Here is a 13,948-nt window from a genome sequence, read left to right as displayed (position 1 = left end):
CCCTTGGGGGCCGGGATCATCCCGGCGCCGCGGCGCAAACGATAGGCGAGGGCGCGCAAGCGCACTAGGATCCGCTTCCGCGGATCCCGCTTACTCCGGTCCGTCCGGGCTTTTGGACATACCCACCCCGGTCGATTTCGGCCGAAGGAGTATGCCCAATGGGTTCGCTGGATCGGAAAGCTTTAGGATACTTCGGTTCGCGCCAGGCGGCCTCCGCCGCCGGCGCGGAACCCGACTCCGCTCCCCAGCGGGATCCCGGCGCCGTCCTTCCGCGTAACCTCGGATGGACCTTCCCAGCCCCGGGTGGGACCCATCCCCGGTCCCTTTCCCCGGCAGGACCATGTTCCCCATGCCTCCTGCCGGGGGTCCGCACCTTTTCCCTGGCCGGCGCCCGCACGCCGGCCGGTTCGATCAAATCAAGGAGTCCGATCATGAAGGCATTCCCGTCCCCCCTTACACCCCGAACCGGATCCGATAAACCGTTACAAGGATCACGAAATGCGATCGGATTCCCGGCCCGCATGCGCAAGGCCCTGGGCGTCCTGGCGGGGATCGCGCTGGCATTGGCCGCGACGGGCCGCGCGGCGGCGCAGGATAAGCCCGAGACCACCAAGGCCAAGCTCGGATATATCGCGCTCAACGATTTCGCCCCGCTGGCCATCGCCAAGGAAAAGGGCTTGTTCGCCAAGTACGGCATGCCCGACGTGGAAGTGCTTAAGCAGGCTTCCTGGGGCGCCACGCGCGACAACCTCGAGCTCGGTTCCGGCAACGGAGGCATCGACGGCGCCCATATCCTGACGCCCATGCCTTACGCCTTGACCTTAGGGCTGGTGACCAAGGGCAATAAACCCTGTCCCATGTACATCCTGGCGCGCCTGAACTATAACAACCAGTCCATCTCCGTCGCCTCCAAGTACGCGGAAGACGGCATCGGCAAGGATGCATCGCCGTTCAAACCCTGGATCGCGCAGGCGAAGAAGAAGGGCGGAAAGCCCCTTACTTTCGCCATGACCTTCCCCACCGGGACGCATAATTATTGGATCCGGTATTGGTTGGCGGCCGGCGGGATCGACCCGGACGTGGACGTCGCCACCATCGTGATCCCTCCCCCGCAAATGGTGGCCAATATGCGCGTAGGCAACATGGACGCCTTCTGCGTGGGCGAGCCATGGGGCCAGCAGCTTATCAACCAGCGCATCGGCTATACGGCCATCCAAACCCAGGAAATCTGGAAGGACCATCCGGAGAAGTCCTTCGCCATGCGCAAGGATTGGGTGGACGCGCATCCTATCGCCACCAAAGCGCTGCTGAAGGCCGTGATGGAAGCCCAGATGTGGTGCGATAAGCCCGAGAACGCCAAGGAATTGGCTACCATCCTCTCCCAGAAGAACTGGATCAATTGCAACGTCGAGGATCTGCTTCCCAGGATCCAGGGCCACACCGAATACGGCGACGGCAAGCGCAAGCCCAAGGAAGGCGAGTTCATGAAGTTCTGGCGCGACCATGCCTCCTTCCCCTACAAGAGCCATGATAAGTGGTTCCTGGCCGAGACCCGGCGCTGGGGCTTCCTCCCCAACGGCGTGGACTACGACAAGGTGATCGGCGAAGTGAACCGCGCCGACCTGTGGAAGGAATGCGCCAAAGCGATCGGGCAGGAAGCGATGATCCCCGAGAGCGATTCGCGCGGTGTGGAGACCTTCTTCGACGGCGTGACTTTCGACCCCAACGATCCGGAAGGCTACCTGGCCAAGCTGAAGATCAAGAACATCGACGGCAAGAAGGGCGCGAAGAAATGATCATGGATACGCAACCCAAGTTCCCGTCGCAGGAGAAATCCCTGACGAACGGGCAAAAGTCGGGGACGGAACGGCCCAAGCCCATGGGGCCGGGGCTGGGGAAAATGGAGAGCAGGATGGCCGCGCAGACGACACGTCCGGCGGCCAAGCTTCCGCCCCCCGGCGAGGACGGCGAACGCGCGGAACGCATCCGCGAGCGCGCGCGCACCTTCATCATGCCGGTGATCGCGATCTTCTTCATCGGCCTGTTCTGGGAGATCTATTCCTCGCGCACAGGCGTGACCCTGCCGGGGCCTATCAAAACCGTGACGGAATCGTGGAAGCTGATCGCCCATCCCTGGTTCGACAACGGGCCCAACGATAAGGGCCTCGGTTGGCATCTGCTTTCTTCCCTGGAGCGCGTGGGGCTGGGCTACAGCCTGGCCGCCGTGGTGGGGGTCTTCCTGGGAATCGTGATCGGCAAATCTGCGATGGCTTTCAAGGCCTTCGATCCCATCTTCCAGGTGCTGCGTACCATCCCGCCGCTGGCCTGGCTGCCCATTTCCCTGGCCACCTTCAACCAGGCGAACCCGTCGGCGGTGTTCGTCATCTTCATCACCGCCATCTGGCCCATCATCATCAATACCTCGGTGGGCATCATGCGCATTCCCGCCGATTACGAGAACGTGGCCCGCGTCTACCAGCTGAAGGGCTCGCGCTACTTCTTCAAGGTCATGTTGCCGTCGGCCGCGCCGTACATCTTCACCGGCCTGCGCATCGCCATCGGCATGGCCTGGCTGGCTATCGTGGCGGCCGAGATGCTCACGGGCGGCGTCGGCATCGGCTTCTTCATCTGGGATTCCTGGAACTCGTCGCGCATGAGCGACATTATCGTGTCGGTATTCTACGTGGGGATGGTGGGCTTGGTGCTCGATCGCATCATGGCCCGTATCGCCCTCCTCTTCGGAAGCATAGGAGACTGAAATGAGCGATCCCGTGGCGGATAAAATCGCCGAGAACGAGGCGAAATTCGTGGACATCTCCGGCGTGCACAAATTGTTCGGCTCGGGCAAGAAGCGCTATCATGCCTTGGCCGGCGTGGACCTGCGCATCGGCAAGGGCGAGTTCGTGAGCATCATCGGGCATTCGGGTTGCGGCAAGTCGACCTTGCTGAACCTGGTGGCGGGGCTTTACCTGCCCACCACCGGAACCGTGGCCGTGAACGGCAAAGAGGTGACCGCGCCCGGGCTGGACCGGGCCGTGGTCTTCCAAAGCCATTCTCTCCTGCCTTGGCTAAGCGTGCTGGAGAACGTCCTGGTGGCCGTGGATTCGGTCTATCCCGATAAGCCCAAGGACTTCCGCCTGGCCGAGGCCAAGCGCTACGTCGAGATGGTGCATCTGGGCGCGCACATCCATAAGAAACCCCCGCAGCTATCGGGCGGGATGAAGCAGCGCGTGGGCATCGCGCGCGCCTTCGCGGCCGATCCCAAGGTGCTGCTCTTGGACGAGCCTTTCGGCGCGCTGGACGCCCTCACCCGCGGCAGCATGCAAGACGAATTGACCGCCATCTGGGAGAAGAACCGGAAAACCGTCATCATGATCACGCATGACGTGGACGAAGCGGTGTTCCTCTCGGATCGCATCGTACTGATGTCCAACGGGCCAGCGGCCACCATCGCGAAGGTGGTGGACGTACCCATCCCGCGCCCGCGCACGCGCGAAGCGCTCTTGGAAGATTCCCATTACCTGGCGATCCGGAAGGAACTGTTGCAGTACTTGATCGGAACCGGCCATGCTGCCGCAGCTTAAGACCCATCGGCCGGTTCCGCCGGATCCGGCCATGCGACGGCGGCGTAGAGCCGGTGGGTCGGCTGCGCGGGAACCGGTCCCGCGGACGTGGTCCGAGCATGGGCGCGTGACGAGCCTTTAAACCTGGCCGGTCCGTCCGGCCACGCGAATCCGAAGATCGGCCCGACCGGGCCGGCGGGACAATTCCCGGCGGCCCTTGGAAACCATCATGCCCGCTCGCGTACCTCCAGGTCCGCCTAGGGAGAAGACTGTCTGAACCTGAAACTCTAAGGAGAAGTATGAGAGCCCCGAACCCCCCAATCACCCTGTTTTCCCTGACCGCGCTGCTCGCCCTGAGCGCGCTGCCGGTCCTGGCGGCGGCGCCGCCGGAATCGCCCTATGCTACGCCCCAGCCTCCCTTCTACGGCCAAGTCCGCACCCGCACCGAATACGATGTGAAAGCGATGGCCGATACCTCGACGAAGAAGTCGCTCCTCAACAGCCAGTTGCGTACGCGCCTGGGTTTCGTGGCGGTGCCCTCGCCGTCGGTCGAAATCAAGGTCGAGGTCCAGGACGTGCGCTACTATGGATCGGAGCCCAATGCGGCCAACAATCCTTCTTCGGCCACGGTGGGAAACCGCGCCGGCGTTGATCTGACCCAAGGCTATGTGGCCGTGGAGCAAGGCCCTTTCAAGACGGCCCTGGGCCGCCAGAAGATGTCCCTCGGCTCCGGCCGCTTCCTGAGCACCTTGGAATGGAGCCCTACTTCCCGCCAGTTCGACGGTTGGTCCTTCAACTTGAACCTCGATCCCGGCAACCTGACCGGCATGGCTTTCCTGGTGCGCGACACCAATGCCACCGTCACCAAGGATCATGATGCGCTCGGGGGCCTATACTACAGCCACCAGATCACCCCGGACCTGGTCGCGGAAGCTTATAGCTTCTACGATCAGAATCGCCTTACGACCATACACAACGGGGACACGACGGCCAATTACGATTTGGAATACTACGGCGAGCGCGTCGCCGGCAAATTCGGCATCGTCGCATTCGAAGAGGAGTTCATCTGGCAAGCCGGAGAGCTGAAGACCAACAGGAATCTCGACAAGACCAGCGCCGCGTTCCAGTTGGGAACCCGCCTGGGGATCGTCATGGGCAGCCAGAAGGCGAGCCTGGGAGTGGACGTCATGAGCGGCGACGACGATCCGACGGATGACCAATACCACACCTACCGGGCCAATTACTATTTCGCCCACAACCTTTACGGCTGGATGGATTACTTCGGGGCGAATCCCCGCTATGGCGTGGTGGATTACCGCGTCGACGGCGAGTTCGGCTTCCTGCCCGGGCCCACCGGCAATTCGCGCTTGACCTTGAAACCCGCCTACCATTTCTTCGCGCCCCAAGCCGCGCCGTCCGCTATCGACAATCCCTACGGATCGGAAATCGATCTGGAAGCGCACGTCGCGTGGTATCCCAAGTCCAACATCGTATTCGGCGCCGGAGTCTTCATCCCCGGCGATGATGCCTACCTGCTCGGGGCGGCCTCCCAGGCCTTCCCCGGCGTTCCGAAGGCGACCCTCGCGAAGGGCGGCCCGAGCGAAAACGGCGTGTTCCTGTATTTCATGCCCACCTTCAACTTCTGAAAGGCGGCGGCCTAAGCCGCCGACCGTTAACGGGGAGGTTACCATGGATCGTCACGAAGCCACCGCGCTCGTTCTGGCCGCCAAGGCGCGAAAGAGGATCGCCTGGGCCCAGGCGGCGCAGGCCGTAGGCAAGAGCAAGGAGTGGACGACCGCGGGCCTACTGGGGCAGATGACCTTCTCGCTTGAGCAGGCCGAGGCCTTGGGAAGGCTTTTCGAACTCCCCCCGGAGGCCGTGGCCGCGCTGCAAACGGTGCCATACAAGGGATCGCTCCCCACCGCGGTCCCCACCGATCCGCTCATCTACCGCTTTTACGAGTTGGTAAGCGTCTATGGGACGACCTTGAAGGCGCTGATCCACGAAGAGTTCGGGGACGGCATCATGAGCGCGATCGATTTCAGCATGGACATCGCGCGGGAGCCCGATCCCAAGGGCGATCGCGTACGCATCGTCATGAGCGGGAAATTCCTGCCGTACAAGAGCTACTGATAAGAACCGCCAACGGAGATCGGAAAACCATTTAGGCGGATCGGACCGGACCCCGATCCGCCCTAGAAGTGGTCCCTGACCACTTCTCGCCCGGGCGCCCTCGGCCCGGGTCCTCCGATTAAATGGCTCCGGAATCGCGGCGCCCGAATACGCCGGCCGCCAGGGCCAACCCTCCGGCTAAGGCGGCAATGCATCCATAGAACGTCGTGACGCGATCCCGGGTCCCGCCCGAATGATCCGTGAATACGGCGAGCGCCAGCAGCAGTCCTGAGGCGCAAAGCAGAAGCTTGCCTGTGGCCGTGGTACGGCGAATCCAGGCGGCGCGGCTGGTAACGTCGATTTGGGACGCGGTCATGATCAAGAGGGATATGAAAAGCAAATAGAGATGATTGGCGCGGGCCATCATGCGATGGGCGATGTCATCTCCCAAGGCCGGCTTGACGTGGTATCGGAGATACATGCCCGTGAAGACGAATCCGATCAACAGGAACAGGCCCAGGTAGAACATTCCGTTTTTGCGATTCATCGGACGGGAAATTAGCAACTCGGAGATTTATCGTTTGCGGCCGGTTCCGGAGTCCCGGGCTTTCGAGGGCGGCGCCTCCTCCAATTCCAGGGTCTTCAGTTCTTCCGGAGTCGGACCCGGATCGATCTTAATGGGACCCGCGATGTAATGGAGAAGAGGATGGACCAAACGGAGAACGCTGGGCAAGGGGCATCCCTCGGAAGCCGTATCCCGCGGCGGGTAGACCACCTTGATGACGTCGTCTATCCGGACATACCCATGGAGACCTCGGGCGGTCCGAACTTGGTAGGTCCCGGACCCGTCGAAGCGATCGATCAAGATGATGTCTTCGCCCGTTTGCAGAAGTTCCACGGTAGGGGATTCGAGGCTCTCCCGGGCGCGAAGCTTGGCTCCCGGCGCGCCGATGCTCCAGACCGTAGTGGCTTGCCGCGCGCTTCGGCACTCCTCGTAAGCCTGGTACTCCTCGCGGGAACCCAGGATGAGGGCAAGCAGATAGACGCTTAGGGGCATATCCGGAGTTTACGATCGGGAATGCCTATTCGCATCGGGTAAATGCGCGACCCTTTATCGGGTTATATTTTCCGGATGCCGGAATCCCTTGCCTATCCCACTACCCGTAAATCCGATCAGCGCGACGTGCTCCATGGAGTCGAAATCGCCGATCCCTATCGTTGGTTGGAAGATCTCGATTCCCCCGAAACCGGCGCCTGGGTGGAAGCCCAGAACCGGCTCACCTTCGGATTCCTCCGCGCCATTCCCGCCCGCGACCGCATCCAACAACGGCTCACCGCGTTATGGAATTACGAACGCTACGGGACCCCCTGGCGCAAGGGGAACCGCTATTTCTTCTTCAAGAACGACGGGCTCCAGAACCAAAGCGTCCTCTATGTCCAGCGCGGCTTGGACGCGGAACCGCGCGTACTAATCGATCCCAACGCTTTTTCCGCCGATGGCACCGTCGCGCTGGCCACCATGGGGCTTTCGGATGATGGGGAACTGCTTGCCTACGGGACCTCGGCCTCGGGTTCGGATTGGGAGACCTGGCGCGTACGCGGCGTGGAAGACGGGATCGATCTGCCCGACGTTTTGGAACGGATCAAGTTCTCATCGGTGGCCTGGGCCAAGGATGGATCCGGTTTTTTTTACGGCCGCTTCGACAGAAGCGCCCGATTCGACAGAAGCGCCCGCTCCGATGGGCGCGCCCGCTCCGACGAGAGCCTGGAGGACATCAACCGCTTCCAAAAGTTGTACTTCCATCGCTTGGGCGATCCCCAGGAGAAGGACGATCTCATCTATCACCGTCCCGACCAGCCCGACTGGGGATTTTCCCCTGAAGTGAGCGAAGACGGCCGCACCTTGATCCTTTCCGTCTGGAAAGGCACCGATCCCAAGAACCTGGTATTTTGGAAGGACCTCACCGATCCGGCCTCCCCCGTGCGCGAGCTGATCCCCGACTTCCGGGCGAAATATTCCTTGGCCGCCGATATCGGGCGGCGCTTATGGTTCCTGACCGATCTCGATGCGCCGCGCGGCCGCGTGGTGGCCGTCGATTTGGACGGCGATACGGGCGCCTGGGTGGAGATAGTCCCCCAATCCCCCGAAACCCTGGAAGGCGCGCATGCGGTGGGCGAGCGGCTGGTGGCCTCTTATCTCCGCGACGCCCACGCGGTGGCGCGCACCTTCTCTTTCGCGGGCGAGCCCTTGGGCGAGATCGCCCTGCCCGGGCTGGGCACGGTGAGCGGATTCACCGGGGAACGCGGCCATATGGAAACCTTTTTCGCGTTCACGGGTTTCACCTTCCCGACCACCATCTACCGCCTCGATTTCCGCACCCATGTCAGCTCGGTGTTCCGCGCGCCGACGCTCGACTTCGATGCTTCCGCCTTCGAAACCTCGCAAGCCTTCTATCCTTCCAAGGACGGCACCCGGATACCGATTTTCCTGGTGCATAAGAAGGGCCTGGCGAAGGACGGGAACCTGCCGGTATACCTGTACGGTTACGGCGGCTTCAACATCAGCCTCACGCCCTCCTTCTCGGCCGGGAGCCTGCCATGGCTGGAGATGGGCGGCGTGCTGGCCGTAGCCTGCGTCCGGGGCGGCGGGGAGTACGGGGAAGAATGGCATGCGGCCGGGATCCTGGAACGGAAGCAGAACGGCTTCGACGATTTCATCGGGGCGGCGGAATGGCTCATCCGCGAGGGTTACACTTCGCCCAAGCGCCTGGCCATCGGCGGCGGCAGTAACGGGGGCCTGCTGGTGGCGGCCTGCATGGTCCAGCGGCCCGACCTGTTCGGCGCGGTATTGCCGGCGGTGGGCGTGCTCGACATGCTGCGCTACCATAAGTTCACCATCGGCTGGGCCTGGGCCTCCGATTACGGAAGCCCGGACGATGCGGGCGCGTTCCCGATCCTGATGGCGTATTCGCCTTTGCACAACCTCAAGCCGGGTACGGCCTATCCCGCCGTGCTCCTGACGACCGGCGATCACGATGATCGCGTGGTCCCTTCGCATAGCTTCAAGTTCGCCGCCGCCCTGCAGGCCGCCGTGGCCGGGGTCCCGGCGGCGGGCCCGGCCTTGATCCGCATCGAGACCAAGGCGGGGCACGGGGGCGGGAAGCCCATGTCCAAGGTGATCGAGGAAACCGCGGATCGTTGGGCCTTCCTGGTCGCGGTCCTGGGCGTGGAGTAGGCTGGAAGGGGACGGATATAATTTCCAGGCGGGATTTTATTACCGTTAATCGTATGGACATTTTGCAGAGCCTCTTCGACAACAACCGGCAATGGGCCAAAGAGATTTTGACCCGGGACGCCCACTTCTTCGAGAAACTTTCCAAGCAGCAATCGCCCAAGTACCTGTGGATCGGCTGTTCGGACAGCCGCGTGCCCGCCAACGAAATCGTCGGGCTCCTGCCCGGCGAACTCTTCGTCCACCGGAACGTATCCAACCTGGTCGTGCATACCGATATGAACTGCCTTTCCGTGATGCAATACGCCGTCTCGGTGCTCAAGGTGGCGCATATCATCGTCTGCGGCCACTACGGCTGCGGCGGCGTGGCGGCGGCCTTGGAAGACCGGCCCCACGGGATGATCGACAATTGGCTGCGCAACGTGCGGGACACTTACTACCACTACGAGAAGGAATTGGAAGCCATCCAGGACCCGGTCAAGCGCATCGACCGCTTGTGCGAGATCAACGTGGTGAGCCAGGTCTACAACGTGTGCAATACCACTATCGTCCAGGAAGCGTGGAGCGCCGGCCAGGAGCTGACCGTTCACGGCTGGATCTACGGGATCAACAACGGGCTGTTGCGCGACATGGACGTTTCCGTCTCCTCCATCCTCGAAATGCGCCAATTGGGAATCCGTTAAACTCCCGTCCGGAGGTTCCATGCGGTTACGCCGCGCCTATCTCTTGCCGCTGACGATCGCCCTTCCCTTCGTGGTGGGCTTCGACATCCCCGATACCTCCGGTACTTACGTGCGCGCCTCCGCCGGTCGCGGCACTTACCATCTTTCCGGGTGCCATCGCGATTTCGATTCGGAATACTGGGAAGGCCAAGTCGCTTTGCGGCATACGATGGAAACGGGCGCGCGGGATCCTGACGCTTCCGTCCTACGGCGCTTGATGCCCGGCCTGACCACCCTCGGCACCCACGCCGATTTCATCGTCCAGGATCTTACCGTGGTGATGGACAGCGCCAAGACTGATAACACCTTGGGGGATACCCGCTCCCCGCGGGCCTTCGAGGGCGGAGCCTATGTGGGATTCGATTGGGAACGCGTGGGCGTTAACCTCGGGCTTTCCTATGCGCTTTTCAACTTGGGGGTCGAGGACGCCGAGAAGAAGGCCATCGCCCCCGTCCTGGGCCTGCGCCTGGGGGTCACCCGTTCCATCTATCTCACCGCCGAGGCCGCGGGTTCCAATCCCTACCTGTCGGGGGGCGGAGGCCGCAATGCCGGAATCGGGATGAAGCTGGGGGATTACCGGGCCTGGGCGGGCTTGGGCGATTATAACTGGAGCGGGGCGACGACCCTGGGGATGATACGCCTGGACCGCGCTTCGGGGCCGTGGGCCTTTTCCTTCGCCGGGCAAATCGGCGGTCAAGAGGTCAAACCGGCCGGATTGGGGATAGACCGGGAATACGGACTGTCCCTGGGGCTGAGTTATCGGCTTTCGTCCCTGCCCTGAGAAAGCTAGTTTCGCACGAATCCAACCTTTCCCCAAGGAGTAGCCCATGCCGGCACGTAAAGCCAAAGCCACCTGGCTCGGAGACCTGAAGAGCGGAAGCGGACAGATGTCCATCGGAGGGCGGTTCGAGCAGCCCTTTTCCTTCGCTTCCCGTTTCGAGAACGGCAACGGCAGCAATCCCGAAGAATTGATCGGCGGGGCCTTGGCGGGTTGCTTCTCCATGGCCCTATCGGCGGATCTGGGCCGCGCCGGCTTCTCGCCTAAGCGCGTGCAAAGCGAAGCGGACGTTTGGATCGAGAAGGTGGAGGCGGGTTTCCGCATCACCAAGATCGATCTGAAGACCCAGGCCGAGGTGCCTGGCATCGATCAGGCCAAGTTCCTGCAGATCGCCGAAGGGACGAAGAAGGGATGCCCCATCGCGACGGCCCTGGCCGCCGTGACGATCAACCTCGACGCGCGGTTGGCCTGAAGAAGGGGTAAAGGGTAAAGGGTAAAGGGTAAAGGAAGAACGGGTCCAATTCTACACCCTTTACCCTGTACCCTTTACCCTTACTTACCCCCGACCAAACCAATCTTTCCTCACCCTTTCCCCCGGTTGGCGATTTCCTCCATCAGCTCCAATTGGATCTGCTGGATCTCCATCAGGTAGTGCCACTGGTGATCAAGTAGATGATCGATCTTCTCGTGCAGGCTGCGGATTTCCAGTTCGGCCTTCAGGTTCACCTGGTAATCGCTTTCGGACCGTTTGCGATCCCGCTTCTCCAGGCGGTTCTGGCTCATCATGATGATGGGGGCCTGCACCGCGGCCAGGCAGGATAGGATCAGGTTGAGGAGGATGAAGGGGTAGGGATCGAAGGCCCGCCCGCCTCGCACCGCGTTCAGGGTTATCCAGGTCGCCAGGATGCAAGCGAACATGATGAGGAAGCCCCAACTGCCGCCGAAGCGCGCCAGGCGATCCGCCGCGCGCTGCCCGAACGTCCCTTTTTTCTGTTCCTCCTCCCGCATCAGCTTCCGCGCCAGGATCTCCTCCTGGCGGATGCTTTGCATGACCTGGTCTTCCATCCGCGAAAGCTCGCCCTTCTGGGTCATCAGCATTTCGTTCACCCAGGCGGCGCGCATGCGGGAGAGATCCTGGAAGCAGACGTAGCTCTCCGAAGCCAAGCCGGGATGGTCCTGGCGGACGCGCTCCGCCAAACTCGGCCTCAAAGCCGAGGCGGGCGTGCAGGTGCGCCGAGGCAGCTGGCGTCCGCACACGGAGCAGGTGACCAAGTCCTTGGATGTTTGCATGGATCCCTCTCGGCGCCCGCCGGGCGCTGCGGCCAAATTAATTAATTTGGGGCGATGCCGAACCTCCGGAACGCCCTGGCCTTGCTTCTCATCCTGGCTTCCTTCGCCTGCCTGGCGCCGGGATTGTCGCGGCCCGCCCTCACCTTGGATATCTCGCCGGCCCTGCCGTTCCTGGGCAAGGTGGCCATCTACCACCAGACCCGCAGCATCCTCGGGACCGTCCGTAACCTTTACGATACGGGTAACCTGCTGGTGGCGGGTCTGATCCTTTTGTTCAGCGTGATCGTGCCTTGCGCGAAAGCCTTGGCCCTGCTCTATGTCCTGGCTTTCCGCCGCGCTCCCGGGCGGCGCCTCGCGCACCGCTTCGTCAGCCTCATCGGCAAATGGTCCATGGCGGACGTTTTCGTGATGGGGATCTTCCTGGCTTATCTGGCGGCGGGATCGGCGGCGGGCGTCTCGGCGCAGTTGGAATCCGGCTTCTGGTACTTCCTGGCCGCCTGCCTTTTGTCGGTGGCGTCGGCCCAGGTATTGCGCCTGGAGCCGGCCGAGGATATTGGCCGGATCCGGCCCGGCTAACCGGCCTCGAAAGTCCGGATAAATCCCCTATTTAACGGGGTTTCAGCGGTTTCCCCCGTTAGATTGTTCTTTTCCCTTTTCGGCAGAAATTTATTTTCGGAAAACACACTAATGGGAAGGCGAATGGCCTTTCCAACCGGATTTGGCGCCCGGGGATTGGATGGAGTCCGCATGCCCGTTCTAGAGACCGAACTCTGCAAAACCGGAATCACCGGCCTGGATAATGTCCTCCACGGGGGATTTCCCCGGCATCGCCTCTATATGGTGCAGGGGGATCCCGGCGTCGGGAAAACCACCTTGGCTTTGCAGTTTCTGCTGGAAGGGGCGTTGGCGGGGGAGAAGGGGCTGTATATCACGCTTTCGGAAACCAAGAACGAACTGGAGGCGGTGGCCGACTCCCACGGCTGGAACCTGGACGGGATCGAGCTTTTGGAATTGACCGCGGCCGATCAGGAAAGCATGGTGGAGTCCCCCAATACCCTGTTCCATCCCTCCGAGGTGGAATTGATGCAAACCGTGCGCCAAGTGCAAGAGCGCATCGATCGATCGGCTCCGGATCGGATCGTAATCGATTCGCTTTCGGAGTTCCGCCTCTTGGCCCATGATGCCTTGCATTACCGCCGCCAGATGCTGGCCTTCAAGCATTACTTCGCCCGCAAAGGCGCCACCGTGATCTTCCTGGAGGATCGGGGCCCGGGAGAGCCGGAGCAATTGGTGCAAAGCATCGCCCATGGGGTGATCGCCATGAAGCGCATGGTATCCGAATTCGGCGCCGAGCGGCGGCAGCTTTCCATCGTCAAAATGCGCGGGATGAAATACGAAAGCGGCAGCCATGATTACTCCATCGTGACCGGCGGCCTGGCGGTTTTCCCGCGTCTCAAGGTATCTATCAGGCCCGCCGCGCCGACATCCATCAGCCCCATCCCCAGCGGGATTCCCGAGTTGGACGATTTGCTGGGCGGCGGCATCCAACGGGGCACGGGTTCCCTCCTCATCGGGCCGGCGGGCGCGGGCAAGTCCAGCATCGCCTCCCATTACGCCGTAAGCGCCGCCGAGCGCGGGGAGCGCGTAATCATCCTGCTTTTCGACGAGAACCTGCATACCTACGTGCAGCGCGCCGAGGATCTGGGATTGCGCATGCAGGAGCATATCCGCTCCGGGAACATCGTCCTGCGGCACGTGGACGCGGCGGAAATCTCGCCCGGGGAAATGGCCCATTCCATTTGCGATATGTCGGATAAAGAGGGATTCCGGATGGTTATCGTGGACAGCCTGAACGGCTACATGAACGCCATGCCCGAGGAAAAATTCCTGCTCTTGCAACTGCACGAGCTTTTGGCCTACCTGAGCCAGCGCGGAGTGGCCTCCATCCTGGTCATGGCCCAGCACGGCATCCTGGGGGATATGAGCACCCCGGCCGATCTCACCTACCTTGCCGATACCGTCGTCCTGCTCCGGTATTTCGAGTTCGGCGGTCTCCTGAAGAAGGCCATCTCCGTCATCAAGAAGCGCAGCGGCTTCCATGAGAACGCCATCCGCGAACTGGCCGTCCGCGATGGGCGCCTGGTGGTGGGGGAGCCGCTCAAGGAATTCCGGGGCGTGCTGAAAGGCGTGCCCGACTACATCGGCGGCGCCGAATCCATTCTTTCGGCGGCCGTGGGGGGCTCACGCTAAA

The 13,948-nt window shown here is 62.1% G+C and carries 14 protein-coding genes; 11 read left to right on the top strand and 3 right to left on the bottom strand.

The window, feature by feature from the left end:
• The first annotated feature begins 521 nt into the window (after positions 1-521).
• The 5 genes from JF616_05100 to cynS all read left to right on the top strand — a co-directional run bounded on the left by JF616_05100 (position 522) and on the right by cynS (position 5,696).
• Positions 522-1,796 carry an ABC transporter substrate-binding protein gene (locus tag JF616_05100; GenBank protein MBW8887120.1) on the top strand — a complete coding sequence of 425 codons (1,275 nt, stop codon included), beginning with the start codon at positions 522-524 and terminating at the stop codon, positions 1,794-1,796.
• A 2-nt stretch (positions 1,797-1,798) separates the two neighbouring features.
• Positions 1,799-2,758 (top strand): nitrate ABC transporter permease, encoded by a 960-nt coding sequence (ntrB, locus tag JF616_05095; GenBank protein ID MBW8887119.1) that lies wholly within the window; start codon positions 1,799-1,801, stop codon positions 2,756-2,758.
• A gap of 1 nt (position 2,759) precedes the next feature.
• Complete coding sequence (locus JF616_05090) at positions 2,760-3,584, top strand: ABC transporter ATP-binding protein (protein ID MBW8887118.1); 825 nt, start codon at positions 2,760-2,762, stop codon at positions 3,582-3,584.
• Between the two features lie 278 nt (positions 3,585-3,862).
• Positions 3,863-5,209 carry an alginate export family protein gene (locus JF616_05085; protein MBW8887117.1) on the top strand — a complete coding sequence of 449 codons (1,347 nt, stop codon included), beginning with the start codon at positions 3,863-3,865 and terminating at the stop codon, positions 5,207-5,209.
• A 43-nt stretch (positions 5,210-5,252) separates the two neighbouring features.
• On the top strand, positions 5,253-5,696 hold the full coding sequence (gene cynS, locus JF616_05080; GenBank protein MBW8887116.1) for a cyanase: 444 nt from the start codon (positions 5,253-5,255) through the stop codon (positions 5,694-5,696).
• 118 nt (positions 5,697-5,814) lie between these two features.
• Here the strand turns inward: cynS and JF616_05075 are convergent, their stop codons facing one another.
• A complete protein-coding gene (locus JF616_05075) occupies positions 5,815-6,222 on the bottom strand; it encodes a hypothetical protein (protein ID MBW8887115.1) in 408 nt (135 codons plus the stop codon).
• Positions 6,223-6,249: 27 nt separating this feature from the next.
• Complete coding sequence (locus JF616_05070) at positions 6,250-6,732, bottom strand: SH3 domain-containing protein (GenBank protein ID MBW8887114.1); 483 nt, start codon at positions 6,730-6,732, stop codon at positions 6,250-6,252.
• A gap of 75 nt (positions 6,733-6,807) precedes the next feature.
• Between JF616_05070 and JF616_05065 the strand changes: the two genes are divergently transcribed.
• Genes JF616_05065 through JF616_05050 form a run of 4 tightly spaced genes read left to right on the top strand, consistent with a single transcriptional unit; the run spans position 6,808 to position 10,879 of the window.
• Positions 6,808-8,910, top strand: coding sequence for a S9 family peptidase (locus JF616_05065; protein ID MBW8887113.1), 2,103 nt, complete (start codon positions 6,808-6,810; stop codon positions 8,908-8,910).
• A 53-nt stretch (positions 8,911-8,963) separates the two neighbouring features.
• Positions 8,964-9,590 carry a carbonate dehydratase gene (can, locus tag JF616_05060; GenBank protein ID MBW8887112.1) on the top strand — a complete coding sequence of 209 codons (627 nt, stop codon included), beginning with the start codon at positions 8,964-8,966 and terminating at the stop codon, positions 9,588-9,590.
• 19 nt (positions 9,591-9,609) lie between these two features.
• Positions 9,610-10,410 carry a hypothetical protein gene (locus JF616_05055; protein ID MBW8887111.1) on the top strand — a complete coding sequence of 267 codons (801 nt, stop codon included), beginning with the start codon at positions 9,610-9,612 and terminating at the stop codon, positions 10,408-10,410.
• Between the two features lie 46 nt (positions 10,411-10,456).
• The gene (locus JF616_05050; protein ID MBW8887110.1) at positions 10,457-10,879 is read left to right on the top strand and encodes an OsmC family protein; all 423 of its coding nucleotides are present in this window, start codon (positions 10,457-10,459) and stop codon (positions 10,877-10,879) included.
• 110 nt (positions 10,880-10,989) lie between these two features.
• Here the strand turns inward: JF616_05050 and JF616_05045 are convergent, their stop codons facing one another.
• Complete coding sequence (locus JF616_05045; protein ID MBW8887109.1) at positions 10,990-11,697, bottom strand: DUF1003 domain-containing protein; 708 nt, start codon at positions 11,695-11,697, stop codon at positions 10,990-10,992.
• 54 nt (positions 11,698-11,751) lie between these two features.
• Here JF616_05045 and JF616_05040 point away from each other — a divergent pair, with 54 nt between their 5' ends.
• Complete coding sequence (locus tag JF616_05040) at positions 11,752-12,273, top strand: paraquat-inducible protein A (GenBank protein ID MBW8887108.1); 522 nt, start codon at positions 11,752-11,754, stop codon at positions 12,271-12,273.
• A gap of 171 nt (positions 12,274-12,444) precedes the next feature.
• Positions 12,445-13,947, top strand: coding sequence for an AAA family ATPase (locus JF616_05035; GenBank protein ID MBW8887107.1), 1,503 nt, complete (start codon positions 12,445-12,447; stop codon positions 13,945-13,947).
• The last annotated feature ends 1 nt before the right edge of the window (position 13,948 follow it).

This window comes from Fibrobacterota bacterium, from assembly GCA_019509785.1.
Lineage (GTDB): Bacteria > Fibrobacterota > Fibrobacteria > UBA11236 > UBA11236 > Chersky-265.
Note: the sequence above shows the minus strand (reverse complement) of the source record. Positions and strands in the feature narration are given on the sequence as shown.